This is a genomic window from Pseudomonas sp. LABIM340 (genome assembly GCF_040017195.2).
Taxonomy (GTDB): domain Bacteria; phylum Pseudomonadota; class Gammaproteobacteria; order Pseudomonadales; family Pseudomonadaceae; genus Pseudomonas.
The window spans coordinates 5,587,461-5,604,700 of record NZ_CM200227.1; the positions used below are offsets into that span (position 1 = coordinate 5,587,461).

The window sequence follows — 17,240 nt, forward strand, 5'->3', positions numbered from 1 at the left end:
TAATGGTGGAGCCAAGGAGGATCGAACTCCTGACCTCCTGCGTGCAAAGCAGGCGCTCTCCCAGCTGAGCTATGGCCCCATCGGATCAGCAGCACACCACAACAATTGGTGGGTCTGGGCAGATTCGAACTGCCGACCTCACCCTTATCAGGGGTGCGCTCTAACCAACTGAGCTACAGACCCAATCGTCTAACCAGTGAATCAAGCAATTCGTGTGGGAGCTTATGAAGAAGCTGAGATCTTCGATTAAGGAGGTGATCCAGCCGCAGGTTCCCCTACGGCTACCTTGTTACGACTTCACCCCAGTCATGAATCACTCCGTGGTAACCGTCCCCCTTGCGGTTAGACTAGCTACTTCTGGAGCAACCCACTCCCATGGTGTGACGGGCGGTGTGTACAAGGCCCGGGAACGTATTCACCGTGACATTCTGATTCACGATTACTAGCGATTCCGACTTCACGCAGTCGAGTTGCAGACTGCGATCCGGACTACGATCGGTTTTATGGGATTAGCTCCACCTCGCGGCTTGGCAACCCTCTGTACCGACCATTGTAGCACGTGTGTAGCCCTGGCCGTAAGGGCCATGATGACTTGACGTCATCCCCACCTTCCTCCGGTTTGTCACCGGCAGTCTCCTTAGAGTGCCCACCATAACGTGCTGGTAACTAAGGACAAGGGTTGCGCTCGTTACGGGACTTAACCCAACATCTCACGACACGAGCTGACGACAGCCATGCAGCACCTGTGTTCCGATTCCCGAAGGCACTCCCGCATCTCTGCAGGATTCCGGACATGTCAAGGCCAGGTAAGGTTCTTCGCGTTGCTTCGAATTAAACCACATGCTCCACCGCTTGTGCGGGCCCCCGTCAATTCATTTGAGTTTTAACCTTGCGGCCGTACTCCCCAGGCGGTCGACTTATCGCGTTAGCTGCGCCACTAAGATCTCAAGGATCCCAACGGCTAGTCGACATCGTTTACGGCGTGGACTACCAGGGTATCTAATCCTGTTTGCTCCCCACGCTTTCGCACCTCAGTGTCAGTATCAGTCCAGGTGGTCGCCTTCGCCACTGGTGTTCCTTCCTATATCTACGCATTTCACCGCTACACAGGAAATTCCACCACCCTCTACCGTACTCTAGTCAGGCAGTTATGGATGCAGTTCCCAGGTTGAGCCCGGGGATTTCACATCCATCTTACCAAACCACCTACGCGCGCTTTACGCCCAGTAATTCCGATTAACGCTTGCACCCTTCGTATTACCGCGGCTGCTGGCACGAAGTTAGCCGGTGCTTATTCTGTTGGTAACGTCAAAACAGCAAGGTATTAACTTACTGCCCTTCCTCCCAACTTAAAGTGCTTTACAATCCGAAGACCTTCTTCACACACGCGGCATGGCTGGATCAGGCTTTCGCCCATTGTCCAATATTCCCCACTGCTGCCTCCCGTAGGAGTCTGGACCGTGTCTCAGTTCCAGTGTGACTGATCATCCTCTCAGACCAGTTACGGATCGTCGCCTTGGTAGGCCTTTACCCCACCAACTAGCTAATCCGACCTAGGCTCATCTGATAGCGCAAGGCCCGAAGGTCCCCTGCTTTCTCCCGTAGGACGTATGCGGTATTAGCGTTCCTTTCGAAACGTTGTCCCCCACTACCAGGCAGATTCCTAGGCATTACTCACCCGTCCGCCGCTGAATCCGGGAGCAAGCTCCCATCATCCGCTCGACTTGCATGTGTTAGGCCTGCCGCCAGCGTTCAATCTGAGCCATGATCAAACTCTTCAGTTCAATACTGCTTGGGTTTTGAGAAAACCCTAAACTTGGCTCAGCAATCGCATGCTCTGTTTAAAGAGCTAAAACTCTCGAATTCACGAGTGTTACTTGCGTTGCTGATAATCAGTCGATCATCAGTCTTACATCACAAGCACCCACACGAATTGCTTGATTCAACTTGTTAAAGAGCAGTTGGCTAAGGCTTTCATCTCAACCGAGGCGCGCATTCTACGCTAACCTCATCTTCCGTCAAGCTTTATTTTTCGAAAATTTCTTTTCTACTCAATCGCTTGTGCTTCAGCGAAGGAAACCTTCTCATCAGCGGGAGGCGCATTCTACAGCGATCAAACTCGCTGTCAACCACCTCGGCGATCTTCTTTTCAGCTCACTGCCGGAGCAGCTAACGAAGAGCGGCAAGTGAATCACCTGCCTGACCACCACTCCTAACTCCGAACCTTTGTAAGTACTTGATTTTCAAGTTCTTTCAGCGCTTCGTCGCTGGGAGTGGTGCGCATTATAGGGAGTTTAAATCGGCCGTCAACGACTAATTTAATCTTTCTTCAGTTAGCCGCCAGGCGGCCCCGCAGCAACGGCAGACGACGCGCCACTGGCGGCACCCGCAAAAGCAGCAGAACAAGGCCTATGGCGGCATAGATCGCCCAGCGCTCGAGATCGGAGCGTACGACCCACAGCATATGCAGCAATCCCAGACCGAGGATGACATATATCAGGCGATGCAGCTTCTTCCAGCTCGCACCGAGCTTTCGCATGCTGTACCGGTTGGAGGTGATCGCCAGGGAAAGCAGACCGAGAAAGGCAACGACCCCGACGATGATATAGGGACGCTTGCGCAGCTCGACGCCCAGCTGCGCCCAATCCAAGCCCAGGATGAAGACGGCATAGGCACTCAGATGCAGCACTATATAAGTGAAGCACCACAGACCCAGTTGCCGCCTCACCTGTACCCAGCCTCCCCAGCGGGTGATCTTCTGCAGGGGAGTCATAGCCAGGGTTACAAGCAACAGGATCACGCCGCCCTGCCCCAGTCGGTCAACCAACGCCTTGCCCGGATCCGGGCCCAGATCGAAGATCCACGCCTGGTACAGCCAATAAAGCGGCGGCAGCAACGCAGCCAGAAACACCCCGGCCCGCCAGAACGGATAGCGCATCAGTAATCCTTCCTCAGGTCCATGCCCGCATAGAGTGAAGCGACTTCTTCGGCGTAGCCGTTGAACATGAGGGTAGGACGAACATTGGGGCTGAATAGTCCACTGGGCAGGCGACGCTCGCGCGCCTGACTCCAGCGCGGATGGTCAACGGTTGGATTGACGTTGGCATAGAAGCCGTACTCATCCGAGGCCAGGCTCTGCCAGGTGGTCTTCGGCTGCTCCTCGACGAAGCTGATCCGCACAATGGACTTGGCGCCCTTGAAACCATATTTCCACGGCACCACCAGGCGAAGCGGTGCTCCGTTCTGGTTCGTCAGCACCCGGCCATACATGCCGACTGCCAATATCGCAAATGGATGCATTGCCTCATCCATGCGCAGCCCTTCTACATAAGGCCAGTCGATCAAGGCGAAATTGGACTGCACACCCGGCATGTCCTTTCGATCCACCAGGGTTTCAAAGCGCACGTACTTCGCCTTGCTGGTCGGCTCCACGCGCTTGATCAGGTCGGATATCGGGAAACCAATCCAGGGAATCACCATCGACCAGGCCTCGACACAGCGCAGCCGGTAGATGCGCTCCTCCAGCTGATAGGGATTGATGAAGTCTTCGAGTCCATACTTGCCCGGCTTGCCCACTTCCCCATCGATCACCACCGACCACGGCTCGGTCTTCAGCGCGCCGGCATTGGCGGCGGGATCACCCTTGTCGGGACCGAACTCGTAGAAGTTGTTGTAGGTGGTCGCGTCCTTGAATGGCGTGATGGCTTCATCTTTCACCGTCACGGCATCCCAGCGGGTAGCCGACAGCTTCTCCGCCAACCAGGAAGGAGCAGCCGCTTCCGCCACTTCGGCATAGCGACCGCCATCGGCGAGACTCAGACGCGGCAATCCGGATAACGCGGCAGCCGCCATCGCACCACCGAGAAAGTGGCGACGGGAGAGATAGAGGGATTCAGGAGTGACTTCCGATTCGTGGCAATCGGAAAGGCGGGACGACTTGATCAGCATGACGGGCTCCGCAACGACTGGCTGTATGCGCCAGTAGACTGCGGAGCCCGCTGGAAATTACACGGCAGGCGGCTGCTTGCGACGGCGCAATTGCAACAAGTATTGCACCGGGCCGGAGGTGGCGTAAGCAAGGAACAGCAGGAGCAGGATGCGCGGCGGGTCAGTGAAGACCACCGCGAATGCCAGCACCACCACCAGGATCGCCATGAACGGCACGCGGCCACGCAGGTCGAGATCCTTGAAGCTGTAGTACTTGATGTTGCTGACCATCAGCATGCCGGCGGCAGCGACCATCAGGGCAACCAGCAGGGAAACCTTGGCACCCTGCACGTCGAAGTCGGCGAACGCCCACACCGTACCGGCAACCAGCGCCGCGGCAGCCGGGCTGGCCAGACCGATGAAGTAGCGCTTGTCGGCCTTGCCCACCTGGGTATTGAAGCGAGCCAGCCGCAGCGCGGCACCTGCCACGTAGATGAAGGCGACCATCCAGCCGACCTTACCCAGGCTGCTCAGCGCCCACTCGAAGGCAACCAGCGCCGGAGCGACACCAAAGGCGACCATGTCGGACAGCGAGTCGTACTCGGCGCCGAAGGCACTCTGGGTATTGGTCAGGCGGGCCACACGACCGTCGAGGCCGTCGAGGACCATGGCGACGAAGATGGCGATGGCGGCGTTGGAGAAGTCGCCGTTCATGGCATTGATGATGGCGTACAGGCCGGTGAACAGTGCCGCGGTGGTGAACAGGTTGGGCAGCAGGTAGATGCCGCGATGACGAACCTTGCGACCTTCGGCGTCATGGCCCTCCTCGATGTGCTCATCGATGGGCAGCAGACTTTCTTCGGTGTCGGAAGCCTTGTTCGGCTCCTCGTGACCTTCACTCATGGACGATTCCTTGAGAACTCGTTGAGGCTGAGATTCGCCGGGGCACGCTACTGCGCAGACTCACCCGACGCCCCCGCTTTATACCAGATCACCGCCCCTAAACGAAAAAACGCGGCAAGCGCCGCGTTTCTTCGTTTGTCGAAAGGACCTTAGTTCTTGGTCTTGTCGACGATCTTGTTGGCAGCGATCCACGGCATCATGGCGCGCAGCTGCTCGCCGATGACTTCGATGCCGTGAGCGGCGTTGTTACGGCGCTTGGCGGTCATCGACGGGTAGTTGGTGGCGCCTTCGGAGATAAACATCTTGGCGTATTCGCCGTCCTGGATGCGCTTCAGAGCGTTGCGCATGGCCTGACGGGATTCGGCGTTGATGACTTCCGGACCGGTCACGTACTCGCCATATTCGGCGTTGTTCGAGATCGAGTAGTTCATGTTGGCGATGCCGCCTTCGTACATGAGGTCAACGATCAGCTTCAGTTCATGCAGGCACTCGAAGTAGGCCATTTCCGGAGCGTAACCGGCTTCGACCAGGGTTTCGAAACCGGCTTTCACCAGCTCGACGCAACCGCCGCACAGAACAGCCTGCTCGCCGAACAGGTCGGTTTCGGTCTCGTCCTTGAAGGTGGTTTCGATGATGCCGGTACGGCCGCCGCCAACGCCGCAGGCGTAGGACAGAGCGACGTTCTTGGCATTGCCCGAAGCGTCCTGGTAGATGGCGATCAGGTCAGGGATGCCACCGCCCTTGACGAACTCGGAGCGAACGGTGTGGCCCGGGGCCTTCGGCGCGATCATGATCACGTCGAGGTCAGCGCGCGGTACGACCTGGTTGTAGTGGATGGAGAAGCCGTGAGCGAAGGCCAGGGTAGCGCCCTTCTTCAGGTTCGGCTCGATCTCGTCCTTGTACAGGCGGCCCTGGAATTCGTCCGGGGTCAGGATCATGACCAGGTCGGCAGCGGCAACGGCTTCAGCCACTTCGGCGACTTTCAGGCCGTGGTTCTGTGCCTTGGCAACGGAGGAAGAACCCGCACGCAGGCCGACGGTAACGTCGACGCCGGAGTCTTTCAGGTTGCAGGCGTGGGCGTGGCCCTGGGAACCGTAACCGATGATGGCAACTTTCTTGCCCTGAACGATGGAGAGGTCACAGTCTTTATCGTAGAAAACGCGCATTTGGGTAATCCCCTGTCAGTTGGCCTCGTGGGCCGTATTTCAAATCAGATGCTGAGAGTCTTGTCGCCACGGGCAATGCCGGTGACGCCACTACGGACGACTTCGAGGATCGACGCGGTGCCGACGGCCTGGATGAAGCTGTCCAGCTTGTCGCTGGTACCAGCCAGCTGCACGGTGTAGACGCTGCTGGTGACGTCGACGATCTGGCCGCGGAAGATGTCGGTGGTGCGCTTGACCTCGGCGCGCTGGGCGCCGGTGGCCTTCACTTTCACCAGCATCAGCTCGCGCTCGATGTGTGCGCTCTCCGAGAGGTTCACCAGTTTTACCACCTCGATGAGCTTGTTGAGGTTCTTGGTGATCTGTTCAATGACCTCATCCTGACCGGCGGTGGTCAGGGTCAGGCGCGACAGCGTCGGGTCCTCGGTCGGGGCGACGGTCAGGCTTTCGATGTTGTAGTTGCGCTGGGAGAACAGGCCGACCACGCGGGAGAGCGCGCCGGGTTCGTTTTCCAGCAGGAGGGAAATGATGTGCCGCATGATCAGGTACGCTCCGTCTTGCTCAGCCACATGTCGCGCATCGCACCACCGCGGATCTGCATCGGGTAGACGTGCTCGCTGGTATCGACCTGGATGTCGAGGAAGACCAGGCGATTCTTCATCGCGAAGGCTTCTTCCATCATCGGTTTCAGGTCCTTCAGGTCGGTGATGCGCATGCCGACGTGGCCATACGCTTCAGCCAGCTTGACGAAGTCCGGCAGCGATTCCATGTAGGAGTGCGAATAACGGCTGTTGTACTGCATGTCCTGCCATTGGCGGACCATGCCCAGCGCACCGTTGTTCAGGTTGACGATCTTCACCGGCAGGTCGTACTGCAGGCAGGTGGACAGCTCCTGGATGTTCATCTGGATGCTGCCTTCACCGGTCACGCAGGCGACGTCGGCTTCGGGGAAGTTCAGCTTCACGCCCATGGCGGCCGGGAAACCGAAGCCCATGGTGCCCAGGCCACCGGAGTTGATCCAGCGATTGGGCTTGTTGAAGCGGTAGTACTGCGCCGCGAACATCTGGTGCTGGCCTACGTCGGAAGCGACGAAGGCATCACCATTGGTGACTTCGCAGAGGGTCTCGATCACGGTCTGCGGCTTGATGATGCTGCCGTCGCCCATGTTGTACGGGAACAGGCCACGGGTGCCGCGCCATTCCTCGATCTGCTTCCACCAGGCAGCCTGGGCTTCCTTGTTCGGGGTCTCGCCGATTTCCTTGAGGATCGCGACCATTTCGGTCAGGACGCTGTCCACCGGACCGACGATCGGGATGTCAGCCTTCACGGTCTTGGAGATCGAGGCCGGGTCGATGTCGACGTGGATGATCTTGGCGTTCGGGCAGAACTTGGCAGCGGTCTCGCCGTTGATCACGCGGTCGTCGAAGCGTGCGCCGACAGCGAAGATCACGTCAGCGTGGTGCATCGCGAGGTTCGCGGTGTAGCTGCCGTGCATGCCGAGCATGCCGACGAACTGGCGATCGGTACCCGGATAGCCACCCAGACCCATCAGGGTGTTGGTGACCGGCACATTGAGCATGCGCGCCACTTCGGTCAGCGGCTCAGCGGCATTGCCCATGATCACGCCACCACCGGCGTAGATGATCGGGCGCTTGGCGGCGAGCATCATCTCGGCAGCCTTGCGGATCTGGCCGGAGTGGCCACGGACCGCCGGGCTGTAGGAGCGCAGCTTGACCTTCTTCGGGTAGTTGTACTCGAACTTCTGGGTCGGATCGCCCATGTCCTTCGGAATATCGATCACCACCGGGCCAGGACGGCCGGACTGGGCGATATAGAAGGCCTTCTTGATGACCTCCGGGATTTCCGACGGGTGCTTGATGATGAAGCTGTGCTTCACGATCGGGCGGGAGATACCGACCATGTCGGTTTCCTGGAACGCGTCGGTGCCAACCATGTTGCTCGCTACCTGGCCGGAGATCACCACCATCGGGATGGAGTCCATGTAGGCGGTAGCGATGCCGGTGACGGCGTTGGTCGCGCCGGGACCGGAGGTCACCAGCACCACGCCCGGCTTGCCGGTGGCGCGCGCATAGCCGTCGGCCATGTGGGTAGCGGCCTGCTCGTGGCGAACCAGGATGTGGGTTACTTCGTTCTCTTTGAAGAGAGCGTCGTAGATATGCAGGAGGGCACCGCCCGGGTACCCGTAGATGTACTTAACGCCTTCGTCACGCAGGGAGCGGACGACCATTTCAGCGCCGGATAAAAGTTCCACGTTGTCACCTCTAGAACGCTATATACGGAAACCCCCAACGTGGGGGACCGACTTGGATGGCTGCCCGGCAGACATGGGCGAATGTAATCGCCGGCTACGTCGACTGCCGATTGAGCAGAACCTGGAGACGCTCCTGTTTGTGTTACGGAGAGTCTCCACCCAGCGCGAGGTAACGCGAAACAGGGTGAAACTTTGCGGCGCGGGTAGCACCTCTTGTCTGCCGAGTAAAACCAGCTTGCGGCCGGCCCACTGCAGCGAACCTTGGATTCTTCTGAAACGAAGCGGCCAAGTCAAGCCATATATGGCTTTGAATGAAGCGGGGATGTGAACTTTCTCAGAGTGAATAAGCGCACGATTTGGTTATAGTTACCGACAGACTCCGCATCCCAAGGATCGACAAAGCATGCGACGGACGATTTTCCTGGGCAGCCTGCTGCTCGCACTGGCCCCGACCGTGATGGCCGCGCAGGTCTACAAGTGGGTCGATGCCCAGGGCATCACCCATTTCGGCGCTCAGCCGCCGGAAGGCACCGATGCCGCCACGGTGAACACCAATACAGCGCCGCCCAAGGCCAGCAGCAATTTCCCGCCGCCTGCCGCCGCCAAGCCGACGCTGCCGCCCAGCGCAGACGAAAAGCAGAAGGCCGCCGACGAGAAGGTGCGCCAGGAAGTGGCGCAGCAGGAAGCCGAGCGAGTCCAGCAATGCGAGAAGCTGCGCGCCGATGTGGCCCAACTGAAGAACAACCCGCGCGTCCGCGTGGACGACGGTAATGGTGACCTGCGCCGGATCACCGAAGAGGAACGTCAGGGACGCATCGCGGCCAGCGAGAAGAGCATCCGCGAAAACTGCAACTGACGTCCGCTCAGGGCGTCGGGCTGATCAGCTGATCGAAGGCGCCGAGCGCATCCAGCAGCGCTGCAACGCGCGCGCCTTCGTTGGCATACGCCATTTCAGCGATGGCGCGGATGCCCGAGGCACTGGGCAGATCCGCGCCGCTCTCGATTATCAGCTTCATCCGCGGCAGGAAGATCCACTGCAGCCACTCCTCCAGCGCCAGCGTATCCACGCAGAAGGGCTCGATGCTGGAGAGCCGGTCCGTCGACGGGCTCTCCACTCCCCACATCCCGATCGCACGCAGCTCCCGCTCGATCAGCAGCAACTGATCGGCAACGGCCAGCACGCGCGCGTCCATTACAGGGTCACCTTGGCTTTCTGACGCGCTTCGGCGGCGCCAGCAGCGTTGCCTTGCTGGTCACGGCACTTGGCGATCAAATCCCACAGGCTGGCCTGCATGGTCGGGCGGCCGTTGGCCAGCGACAGGCCGCGCAGCGCCACCTGTTCGGCTTGCGCGGCATCGCCCTGGGCCAGGCGAACCTGGGCCAATTTGTAGAGCACCTGCGGCTCGCGCGGAGCGATGCGCTGGGCACGCTCCAGGCTGGCAGCAGCGCCGTTCAGATCGCCACCGCCCTGTTGCTGCGAGGCGGAGGTCAGCAGCGCCAGCACCGGACCATCCAACTGCTCGTCCGCCGACAGCCCGGAGTTGCTCGAAGGAATCCCGGACGGCCCCTGGTAGGTGCTGCCCTGGCTCGACGGCGCCGCCTGCTGGGTCTGGTACGCCGGCTGCTGGTAGGTCTGCGACTTGAAACCACCATTGGAGGTGATACCGCCACTGGTGGAGATCGGCTGCTGCGAAGAATAGGTCGAGCCGGTAGCACCCGGAGAGGTGGTCATCGGAGTGGTGCTGATCGGCGCGGCGCCGGTCTGTGCCGGGAACGTCTGGATCGGCGCCATGCCGGCATCCTGCGGGACCATCACGGTCACGCCGGAGTCACCCTGCGGGATGCTCTGGCCGCCACCGGCGCGCACCGGCGCCTGGGTGTTGCCACCGCTGCGGCCGACGCGCTCCGAATTGGAGACGGAGGTACCGGAGTCCTGCACGGGAATCGCACCGTGCTGCGGGGACGCACAACCGGACAGAAGCGCCAGAGTCGCCGACGCTGCAAACCAAGCTTTTCTCACTTCCAATCCTCTTGCATCAGTTCAACCAGCCGCGCACCCAGTCCATGACTTCGCCGGCCGGCGTCTGGTTTCCGCAACCTGCGCCCAGCGCAGGCTCGCTTCCTCGAATATAAGGCATCTGCACTGCACCGGGGCAGTTGGCGTCAGTACCCTGCCCGGTATGCGGATCGACCCAGGCCTGCACGACATTATCCGGCATCGGCATGTCCAGCGGCGCCGGATTGGCCTTGCGCATGAAGCTGGTCCAGATCTGCAGCGCACCGGTGGCGCCGGTGAGCGGCGTCTTGCCGTTGTCGTCGCGACCGATCCATACCACGGCCAGCAGGTCCTGGCCGAAACCGGAGAACCAGCTGTCGCGGGAGTCGTTGGTGGTGCCGGTCTTGCCCGCCAGCGTCAGCGACGCAGGCAGCTGGTTGTAGACCGAGCGGCCGGTACCCTCGCGCATCACGCGCTGCATGGCACTCTGCAGCAGGTAGATGGAGCCCGGATCGAAGCGCTGCTCGACCTGGAACGGATAACGCTTGAGCGGCTGCCCGTCGGCCGCCAACACGCTGCGAATGCTGCGCAGCGGGGTATTGAAACCGCCGCTGGCGATGGTCTGGTACATGGTCGCCACCTGCATCGGACTCAGCGCACCGGCGCCCAGCAGCATCGACGGATAAGCCGGCCAGTTCGGCGAAACGCCCAGGCGCTCCAGCGTCTTCAGAACGTTCGGCACGCCAAGATCGAGACCCAGCCTGGCTGTGGAGAGGTTCAGCGAACGGGCCAGCCCCTGGTAGAGGAAGATGGTGCCGTTGGCGGTGCCTTCATAGTTCTTCGGCGTCCATACCTGACCATCCTTGCCCTTCACCTGGAACGGCTGATCCTGGATGTAACTGGTCAGGGTGTACTGGCTCGGCTTTTCCAGTGCGGTCAGGTAGACCGCCGGCTTGACCAGCGAACCGATCGGCCGCACCGCATCGACCGCGCGGTTGAAGCCAGCGAAACGCGGATCACGGCTGCCAAGCAGCGCCTGGATCTCACCGGTTTCCGGATTGGTCACGACCATCGCGGTTTCAGTTTCGGCAACGCCCTTGCGGCCCTCGAGGCGCTTGAAGGTTTCGCTGACGGCAGACTCGGCCTTCATCTGAAGGATGGGGTCGAAGCTGGTGAAGATGCGCAGGCCTTCTTCGGTCAGGTCCTCGTCGCGGTAATCCTCGCGCAACTGGCGTTTCACCAGGTCGAGGAACGCCGGATAGGAGCTGTTGGCCATGCTGCCCTGGCGGGTCACACCCAGCGGCGTCTGCTTGGCAGCAGCTGCTTCGTCGGCAGTGATCACGCCCTGCTCGGCGAGCACGTCGAGCACCACGTTGCGGCGCTCCAGCGCACGCTCGGGGTTGCGGCGCGGGTTGTAGTAGGAGGGCCCTTTCACCATGCCGACCAGCAGAGCCACCTGCGGCAGCTTGAGCTCCGACAGCGGCTGGCTGAAGAAGTACTGGCTGGCGAGGCCGAAGCCGTTCACCGAGCGCTGGCCGTCCTGGCCGAGGAACACCTCGTTGAGATAACCCTCGAGGATTTCGCGCTTGTCGTAATGCAGCTCAAGCAGCACCGCCATCATGGCTTCGGTGAGCTTGCGCGACAGGCTGCGCTCGTTGGTCAGGAAGAAATTCTTCACCAGCTGCTGGGTCAGCGTGCTGCCGCCCTGGCGCAACTGGCCGGCGCTGGCGTTGACCCAGACGGCGCGGGCGATGGACTTGATCGAAACCCCGTGGTGGGTCCAGAAATCACGGTCTTCCACGGCGACCAGGGTATCGATCAGGTACGGCGGCACCTGGTCGAGCTTGATCAGGATGCGGTCTTCGTTGTGCGCGGGGTACAGGCCGCCAATCAGCAGCGGCTCCATGCGCGCGACAGCGAGGTCGCCACCGTTGGCGCGGCTCAGGCCGGCCACATAGTCGCCGGAGAAGCGCACACGAATGCGCTGCGCAGGCTCAGCACCTTCATAGAACTGGAAGCCGCGGGTATTGAGGTCGACGGCGTTGCCGGCCACCGACACGGCGCCCGGCCCTGCGACCGAGGTCTCGCGGCGATAGCCCAGCGCATCCAGCTCGCGCAGGAAGTCGTCCTTGCCCAGTTTCAGGCCGACGAACAGTTCCAGCGGCCGGGCGTAGACCTTGGCGGGAATGGTCCAGCGCTTGCCGGAGAATTTCTCCTGGACAACCGCATCGAGGTACACGGCAAAACCGGCCAGCACCACCACACCAACCAGACCGAGCTTGAGAGCCCAGCCCAGCCACTTGCGCATGGCAGGCGACGATTTGCCGCTTTTTTTACGAGGTTTGGAAGATCGGGGACGCGTCATGGCGGCGCATTATACGTACTTTATCCACAGGAGACAGACGCCGCTCCAGCGGGCGTCCGGGCTTGATGCGAACTGCCGCGCATCTCGCGATTACGGCAGTCGCCGAGCTATGACCCCGCGATGGCCATTTGGTTGCCGGTCGGCCGCAGAGTTTGCAGCTGCCGACCCACCCGCCATAATGCCTGCCTTCAGAAATTCGACCGGAAAGGACATCACGTGAGCCAGACCTTACTCGCAGCCCTGCAGAACCCCGCCCTCTTCCCTCATCCGGTCGACGGTTTCCGGGTCATCGAAACCCACATCTCCTGGGTGCTGCTCACTGGCTCCTACGTCTACAAGATCAAGAAGCCAGTGAACTTCGGCTTCCTCGACTTCACCGACCTCGCCAAGCGCAAGCACTTCTGCGAGGAAGAGCTGCGCCTGAACCAGCGCCTGACCGAAGGCCTGTACCTCGACGTGATCGCCATCACCGGCAGCGAGTCCGCACCGCAGCTGAATGGTGAAGGCGCGGCCATCGAGTACATGCTCCAGTGCCGCGAATTCCCGCAGACCCAGCTGCTCAGCGAAGTGCAGGCCCGCGGAGAACTGGGCGCCGAGCACATCGACGGCCTGGCCAGGCAGATCGCCGACTTCCATCTGCGCACCCTGGTCGTACCGACCGAGCACCCGCTGGGCACCCCGGAAGCCTGCATGGCGCCGGTACGGCAGAACTTCGAGCAGATCCGCCCGATGCTCTCCGACAAGGCCGACCTGCAACAGCTCGATGCCCTGGAAGCCTGGGCCGAATCCAGCTTCGAACGCCTGCACAGCGTGTTCGAGCAGCGCAAGGCGAACGGCTTCATCCGCGAATGCCATGGCGACATCCACCTGGGTAACGCTGCGATCATCGATGGCAAGGCCGTGCTGTTCGACTGCATCGAATTCAACGAACCGTTCCGCTTCACCGACGTCACCGCCGACTACGCCTTCCTCGCCATGGACCTGGAAGACCGCGGCCTGAAGTGTCTGTCACGGCGCTTCGTCAGCCAGTACCTGGAATACACCGGCGACTACCAGTCCCTGGCCCTGCTGAACTTCTACAAGGCCTACCGCGCCCTGGTCCGCGCCAAGATCGCGCTGTTCAGCCTGGCGCACCAGACCGACGCCGTGCAGAAGGCCGCGACCCTGCGCCAGTACCGCAACTACGCCAACCTGGCGGAAAGCTACAGCGCTATTCCCTCGCGCTTCCTGGCAGTGACCGTCGGCGTTTCCGCCGTGGGCAAGAGCCAGGTTGCCCTGCGCCTTGTGGAAGCGCTGGGCGCCGTGCGCCTGCGCTCGGACGTGGAGCGCAAGCGCCTGTTCGGCGAGCAGAAGGCCGACCAGCAAGGCCAGCTCAAGGGTGGCATCTATGACGCCGACGCCACCACCGCGACCTACCAGCGCCTCAACGAACTGGCCGTGGACATTCTCCGCGCCGGCTATCCGGTGGTTCTGGACGCCACCTTCCTCAAGCGCGAACAGCGCGCTGCCGCATGGGAAATTGCCGAGGAAACCGGCGTACCCTTCCTGATCCTCGACTGCCACGCACCGGAAGCCGTGATCGCCGGCTGGCTGACCCAGCGCCAGAACGACGGCAACGACCCGTCCGACGCCACCCTGGAAGTCGTCCAGGCGCAGCTGGCCAGCCGCGACGACCTCAGCACCGAGGAGCAGCAGCACAGCAAGCGCGTCAATACACCGGAAGCCGCCAGCCTCGACGCCCTGGTCGCCAGCATCCGCCAGCGCCTGCCCGGCCTCTGATCCACCACCTGTCGGCCGGAGTCGCCCGCGTGGCGATTTCCGGCCGTTGGCCACGCCGCACGGCCAGCCTTCGACGACGACAACGCCCTGCCCCGCATTCTCGGCGATGTCACAAAGCCACGTTTTTCCCAGTCACCGCTACACTTCCTTCTGAGTGTCCGGCCGCTACGAGCAGTTCTCGGCCCCTTCAAGACCTGACACCCATCGCGCCCATCGCAAGGACAGACGATGAACGACGAACTGCTGCACCTGAAGAACCTAGGCAAGACCTCTGCCCAATGGCTGCATGCCGTGGGCATTCACAGTGCCAGCGACCTGCGCCGTCTGGGGGCGGTCGGTGCCTATCGGGCCGTGCGCGCACGGGGGTTCCGCGCCTCGAAAGTGCTGCTCTACGCCATCGAGGGCGCCCTGCTGGATGTGCACTGGAACGATCTGCCACCCGCGCACAAGGCTGCTCTTCTTGGCGAGCTTGAGACATTTCCCGCACGTAACAAGAGCTAGCTCACAAGCTCTGTGTGAAAATGTTTACGCAAGGTACCTGTCCGCTTATGGTTTCAGGGCCCTTCGTGCGCCCTCGACCGTCGCCATATCAAGGAATTACGGCCATGTACCTACTCGGTGAACAACCCGCCTATGCCGATCGACTGATCAATCGGCTACAGGGCATTCCGGCGCAACTGCTTGCCGGCCTTGAGCCCGCAGGCGAAGCCATCCGCCTGGAGCGCTCCGACGATCTGGAAGGCGAGCTGCCCGGCAAGCACCTGTTCCTCATCGAGAACGGCCTGGTCCATGCCCTGGTGGATGAACGCCCGCTGTTCTACCTGCAGGAAGGCGACCTGGTCGGCCTGCGCCAGGGCATCGAGCTGCCGCCCTGCCGCTATGTCAGCGAAGAGCCGCTGTGCCTGATCCCCTATTCGCGCAGCGAAGTGTTCCGCCATATCCACAGCCACGAGCAGCGTCAGGAGCAGTTCCTGCACTACCTGATCGGCCATACCGCGCTTCTGTCGGATGCCCTGGCGCACCTCAAGCAGCCGGAGATTCGTCCGGCCACCGGCTTCCAGCACTTCGCTGCCGGCGCCCAGCTGATCCAGCAGGGTGACGACGCCGAGCACGTGTTCATCATCATCGAGGGCCACGCCGAAGCCTTCGTCGACGGGCAGAAGGTCGGCGACGTACAGAAGGACGAGATTTTCGGCGCCATGGCCGTGTTCACCCGCGAGAAACGCAGCGCCTCGGTGATCGCCAGCGAGCCGTGCACCGTGATGGTGATCCCCAAGGACCAGTTCCTCAGCCTGATGCAGAGCAACCCGCGTATCGCCCACAGCCTCATCGAAGGCATGGCGCGACGCATCGACCTGCTGAACAAGGAAGTCACCCAGCTGCGCCTGCAACACCAGGCCGACTGACCCGCTTCCGCTTAAAAAAGCCCGGCCCAGTGCCGGGCTTTTTCGTTTGCGCAGGCGGTATTTCGCGGGCGAGAAAAAATCTGCAGAAAAGAGGTTGACTCTCAAATGATAATGATTATTATTGAGTCATCTGGTCGCGAGGCCAGATCGATAACCTCAAGAGACCACGCAGTCGGACTCTTCAGATTATCTCCTCATCAGGCTAATCACGGTTTCGACCCGGCACTTTGCCGGGTCTTTTTTTTGCCCCGATTTTTTCCTTCGCGCAGCGCATTTACGTCCACCGAAAAAATCTTCGGATCGGTCGAAGAAAAGGTGTTGACTCTCAAATGATAATGGTTATTATTACAACCACTGGCTGCGAGGCCAGTTGGATAAGCTCGAGAGACCACGCAGTCGGACTCTTCAGATTATCTCCTCATCAGGCTAATCACGGTTTGGACCCGGCACTTTGCCGGGTCTTTTTTTTGCCCGCGATTTCTGCCACGCCCACCATTCAGACGCTCAAGAAAAAGGGCCTTTCGGCCCCTTCACAGCTTGCCGCGCATCTGCGCGCAGTAATTCGCTGGCGGCTGCGCCGGCGTGTACCAGACGAAGTCCGCCTGAGCGGGCTCCACCGCCCTGCCAACTTCCGCCAGCATCACCACCTTCAGCCCTTGAGCTGCGCCCAGGTCCTGTAGATGCAGCGGAACACCCAGGTCACGGCGCGCGTGGAAGCCGCCGGCAATCAGCAGAGAGGGGGCGGGCGCCGCCTTGAAACGCTCGGCCAGGCGCCGGTCACGCTGCTGCTGCACCGCCAGCATCGCCGGAAGCTGACTGTCCGGCAGCAGGCCACAGTGGGAATCACGGATGTCCTGCAGCAATGCATCGCGCACCGGAGCGGCCGTGGAGGCCGGGCCCTGCAATTCAGGCTTGTTCCGGTAGATGGCCATGATCTCGCTGCGATCCAGGTTGGCCGCCAGCAGTGGCGCCGGCTGCTTCACCAGCCAGGTCACCAGCGGACCGTACTGTGACCAGTCCCAGCCCGATTGCCAGCGCAGCGCACCGATCAGGTCTTTCGGCGTATTGCCCTTCGCTGCCGAGGACTGGGCAACGCTCACGGCGCTCTGCTGATCGGGGTTGAGCATCTCCAGCAGCACGCTGCCAGTCGGACGGCGCTCGGCCAGTGCGCGCGCCAGCCAGAGTTCGAGTGCATGGTGGTCGGGGTTGTCGTGCTGCTCGCCGACTATCACCCGCGGTGCGGCAGCCAGTCGGTCGAGCAGTTGCCCTGGCGACAGCTGCTCACCGCTGCGCAGATCGTGGATTACGCCCAGCTCGGCACTGTTGCGCCCTTCCCGGCTCTGCCAGACCGGTAACGGCGGCGCTGCCACCTGAGCCTGGCAGGCAGCGAGCAGCGCCAGCAGCGGGACGAGCAGGACCTTCTTCATGG

Annotated in this window: 14 protein-coding genes, 2 tRNA genes and 1 rRNA gene; 4 read left to right on the top strand and 13 right to left on the bottom strand. The window is 61.3% G+C overall.

Annotated features, from left to right (window positions below; translation table 11 throughout):
• Nucleotides 1-3 precede the first annotated feature (3 nt).
• The 9 genes from ABKS89_RS25740 to ABKS89_RS25780 all read right to left on the bottom strand — a co-directional run bounded on the left by ABKS89_RS25740 (nucleotide 4) and on the right by ABKS89_RS25780 (nucleotide 8,265).
• Nucleotides 4-79, bottom strand: a tRNA-Ala gene (locus ABKS89_RS25740).
• A gap of 27 nt (nucleotides 80-106) precedes the next feature.
• Nucleotides 107-183 (bottom strand) — tRNA-Ile (locus tag ABKS89_RS25745).
• A 64-nt stretch (nucleotides 184-247) separates the two neighbouring features.
• Nucleotides 248-1,784 (bottom strand): 16S ribosomal RNA (locus ABKS89_RS25750).
• A 545-nt stretch (nucleotides 1,785-2,329) separates the two neighbouring features.
• Entirely contained in the window at nucleotides 2,330-2,938 is a 609-nt protein-coding gene (gene msrQ / locus ABKS89_RS25755; protein WP_348588183.1) for a protein-methionine-sulfoxide reductase heme-binding subunit MsrQ, read from the bottom strand.
• The gene (gene msrP / locus ABKS89_RS25760) at nucleotides 2,938-3,948 is read right to left on the bottom strand and encodes a protein-methionine-sulfoxide reductase catalytic subunit MsrP (RefSeq protein ID WP_348588184.1); all 1,011 of its coding nucleotides are present in this window, start codon (nucleotides 3,946-3,948) and stop codon (nucleotides 2,938-2,940) included. The genes msrQ and msrP overlap by 1 nt, the downstream gene beginning before the upstream one ends.
• 57 nt (nucleotides 3,949-4,005) lie before the next feature.
• A complete protein-coding gene (pssA, locus tag ABKS89_RS25765; RefSeq protein ID WP_017516328.1) occupies nucleotides 4,006-4,830 on the bottom strand; it encodes a CDP-diacylglycerol--serine O-phosphatidyltransferase in 825 nt (274 codons plus the stop codon).
• A 149-nt stretch (nucleotides 4,831-4,979) separates the two neighbouring features.
• A complete protein-coding gene (gene ilvC, locus ABKS89_RS25770) occupies nucleotides 4,980-5,996 on the bottom strand; it encodes a ketol-acid reductoisomerase (protein ID WP_017516327.1) in 1,017 nt (338 codons plus the stop codon).
• 44 nt (nucleotides 5,997-6,040) lie between these two features.
• Nucleotides 6,041-6,532: an acetolactate synthase small subunit gene (ilvN, locus tag ABKS89_RS25775; RefSeq protein ID WP_081520739.1), complete on the bottom strand. Its 492-nt coding sequence runs from the start codon at nucleotides 6,530-6,532 to the stop codon at nucleotides 6,041-6,043.
• A gap of 2 nt (nucleotides 6,533-6,534) precedes the next feature.
• Entirely contained in the window at nucleotides 6,535-8,265 is a 1,731-nt protein-coding gene (locus ABKS89_RS25780; protein WP_081520738.1) for an acetolactate synthase 3 large subunit, read from the bottom strand.
• A 403-nt stretch (nucleotides 8,266-8,668) separates the two neighbouring features.
• Between ABKS89_RS25780 and ABKS89_RS25785 the strand changes: the two genes are divergently transcribed.
• Nucleotides 8,669-9,121: a DUF4124 domain-containing protein gene (locus ABKS89_RS25785; RefSeq protein WP_138214265.1), complete on the top strand. Its 453-nt coding sequence runs from the start codon at nucleotides 8,669-8,671 to the stop codon at nucleotides 9,119-9,121.
• A 7-nt stretch (nucleotides 9,122-9,128) separates the two neighbouring features.
• On the opposite strand, the gene ABKS89_RS25790 is transcribed toward ABKS89_RS25785, so the two are convergent.
• Genes ABKS89_RS25790 through mrcB form a run of 3 tightly spaced genes read right to left on the bottom strand, consistent with a single transcriptional unit; the run spans nucleotide 9,129 to nucleotide 12,626 of the window.
• Nucleotides 9,129-9,458 (bottom strand): YqcC family protein, encoded by a 330-nt coding sequence (locus ABKS89_RS25790; RefSeq protein WP_348588186.1) that lies wholly within the window; start codon nucleotides 9,456-9,458, stop codon nucleotides 9,129-9,131.
• Complete coding sequence (locus ABKS89_RS25795) at nucleotides 9,458-10,285, bottom strand: tetratricopeptide repeat protein (RefSeq protein WP_348588187.1); 828 nt, start codon at nucleotides 10,283-10,285, stop codon at nucleotides 9,458-9,460. Before ABKS89_RS25795 ends, ABKS89_RS25790 begins: the two co-directional genes overlap by 1 nt.
• A gap of 16 nt (nucleotides 10,286-10,301) precedes the next feature.
• Nucleotides 10,302-12,626, bottom strand: coding sequence for a penicillin-binding protein 1B (mrcB, locus tag ABKS89_RS25800; RefSeq protein WP_138214262.1), 2,325 nt, complete (start codon nucleotides 12,624-12,626; stop codon nucleotides 10,302-10,304).
• Between the two features lie 216 nt (nucleotides 12,627-12,842).
• Here mrcB and ABKS89_RS25805 point away from each other — a divergent pair, with 216 nt between their 5' ends.
• The 3 genes from ABKS89_RS25805 to ABKS89_RS25815 all read left to right on the top strand — a co-directional run bounded on the left by ABKS89_RS25805 (nucleotide 12,843) and on the right by ABKS89_RS25815 (nucleotide 15,811).
• A complete protein-coding gene (locus tag ABKS89_RS25805) occupies nucleotides 12,843-14,405 on the top strand; it encodes a bifunctional aminoglycoside phosphotransferase/ATP-binding protein (protein WP_348588188.1) in 1,563 nt (520 codons plus the stop codon).
• Nucleotides 14,406-14,633: 228 nt separating this feature from the next.
• Nucleotides 14,634-14,906: a TfoX/Sxy family protein gene (locus tag ABKS89_RS25810; protein WP_045216847.1), complete on the top strand. Its 273-nt coding sequence runs from the start codon at nucleotides 14,634-14,636 to the stop codon at nucleotides 14,904-14,906.
• Nucleotides 14,907-15,010: 104 nt separating this feature from the next.
• A complete protein-coding gene (locus ABKS89_RS25815) occupies nucleotides 15,011-15,811 on the top strand; it encodes a cyclic nucleotide-binding domain-containing protein (protein ID WP_348588189.1) in 801 nt (266 codons plus the stop codon).
• Nucleotides 15,812-16,341: 530 nt separating this feature from the next.
• On the opposite strand, the gene ABKS89_RS25820 is transcribed toward ABKS89_RS25815, so the two are convergent.
• Entirely contained in the window at nucleotides 16,342-17,238 is an 897-nt protein-coding gene (locus tag ABKS89_RS25820) for a ChaN family lipoprotein (protein WP_348588190.1), read from the bottom strand.
• Nucleotides 17,239-17,240 lie beyond the last annotated feature (2 nt).

Excerpts from the sequence above, each read along its gene's own strand:
- msrQ (WP_348588183.1), bottom strand. The coding sequence starts at position 2,938 with ATGCGCTATCCGTTCTGGCGGGCCGGGGTGTTTCTGGCTGCGTTGCTG.
- msrP (WP_348588184.1), bottom strand. The coding sequence starts at position 3,948 with ATGCTGATCAAGTCGTCCCGCCTTTCCGATTGCCACGAATCGGAAGTC.
- pssA (WP_017516328.1), bottom strand. The coding sequence starts at position 4,830 with ATGAGTGAAGGTCACGAGGAGCCGAACAAGGCTTCCGACACCGAAGAA.
- ilvC (WP_017516327.1), bottom strand. The coding sequence starts at position 5,996 with ATGCGCGTTTTCTACGATAAAGACTGTGACCTCTCCATCGTTCAGGGC.
- ilvN (WP_081520739.1), bottom strand. The coding sequence starts at position 6,532 with ATGCGGCACATCATTTCCCTCCTGCTGGAAAACGAACCCGGCGCGCTC.
- ABKS89_RS25785 (WP_138214265.1), top strand. The coding sequence starts at position 8,669 with ATGCGACGGACGATTTTCCTGGGCAGCCTGCTGCTCGCACTGGCCCCG.
- ABKS89_RS25790 (WP_348588186.1), bottom strand. The coding sequence starts at position 9,458 with ATGGACGCGCGCGTGCTGGCCGTTGCCGATCAGTTGCTGCTGATCGAG.
- mrcB (WP_138214262.1), bottom strand. The coding sequence starts at position 12,626 with ATGACGCGTCCCCGATCTTCCAAACCTCGTAAAAAAAGCGGCAAATCG.
- ABKS89_RS25810 (WP_045216847.1), top strand. The coding sequence starts at position 14,634 with ATGAACGACGAACTGCTGCACCTGAAGAACCTAGGCAAGACCTCTGCC.
- ABKS89_RS25815 (WP_348588189.1), top strand. The coding sequence starts at position 15,011 with ATGTACCTACTCGGTGAACAACCCGCCTATGCCGATCGACTGATCAAT.
- ABKS89_RS25820 (WP_348588190.1), bottom strand. The coding sequence starts at position 17,238 with ATGAAGAAGGTCCTGCTCGTCCCGCTGCTGGCGCTGCTCGCTGCCTGC.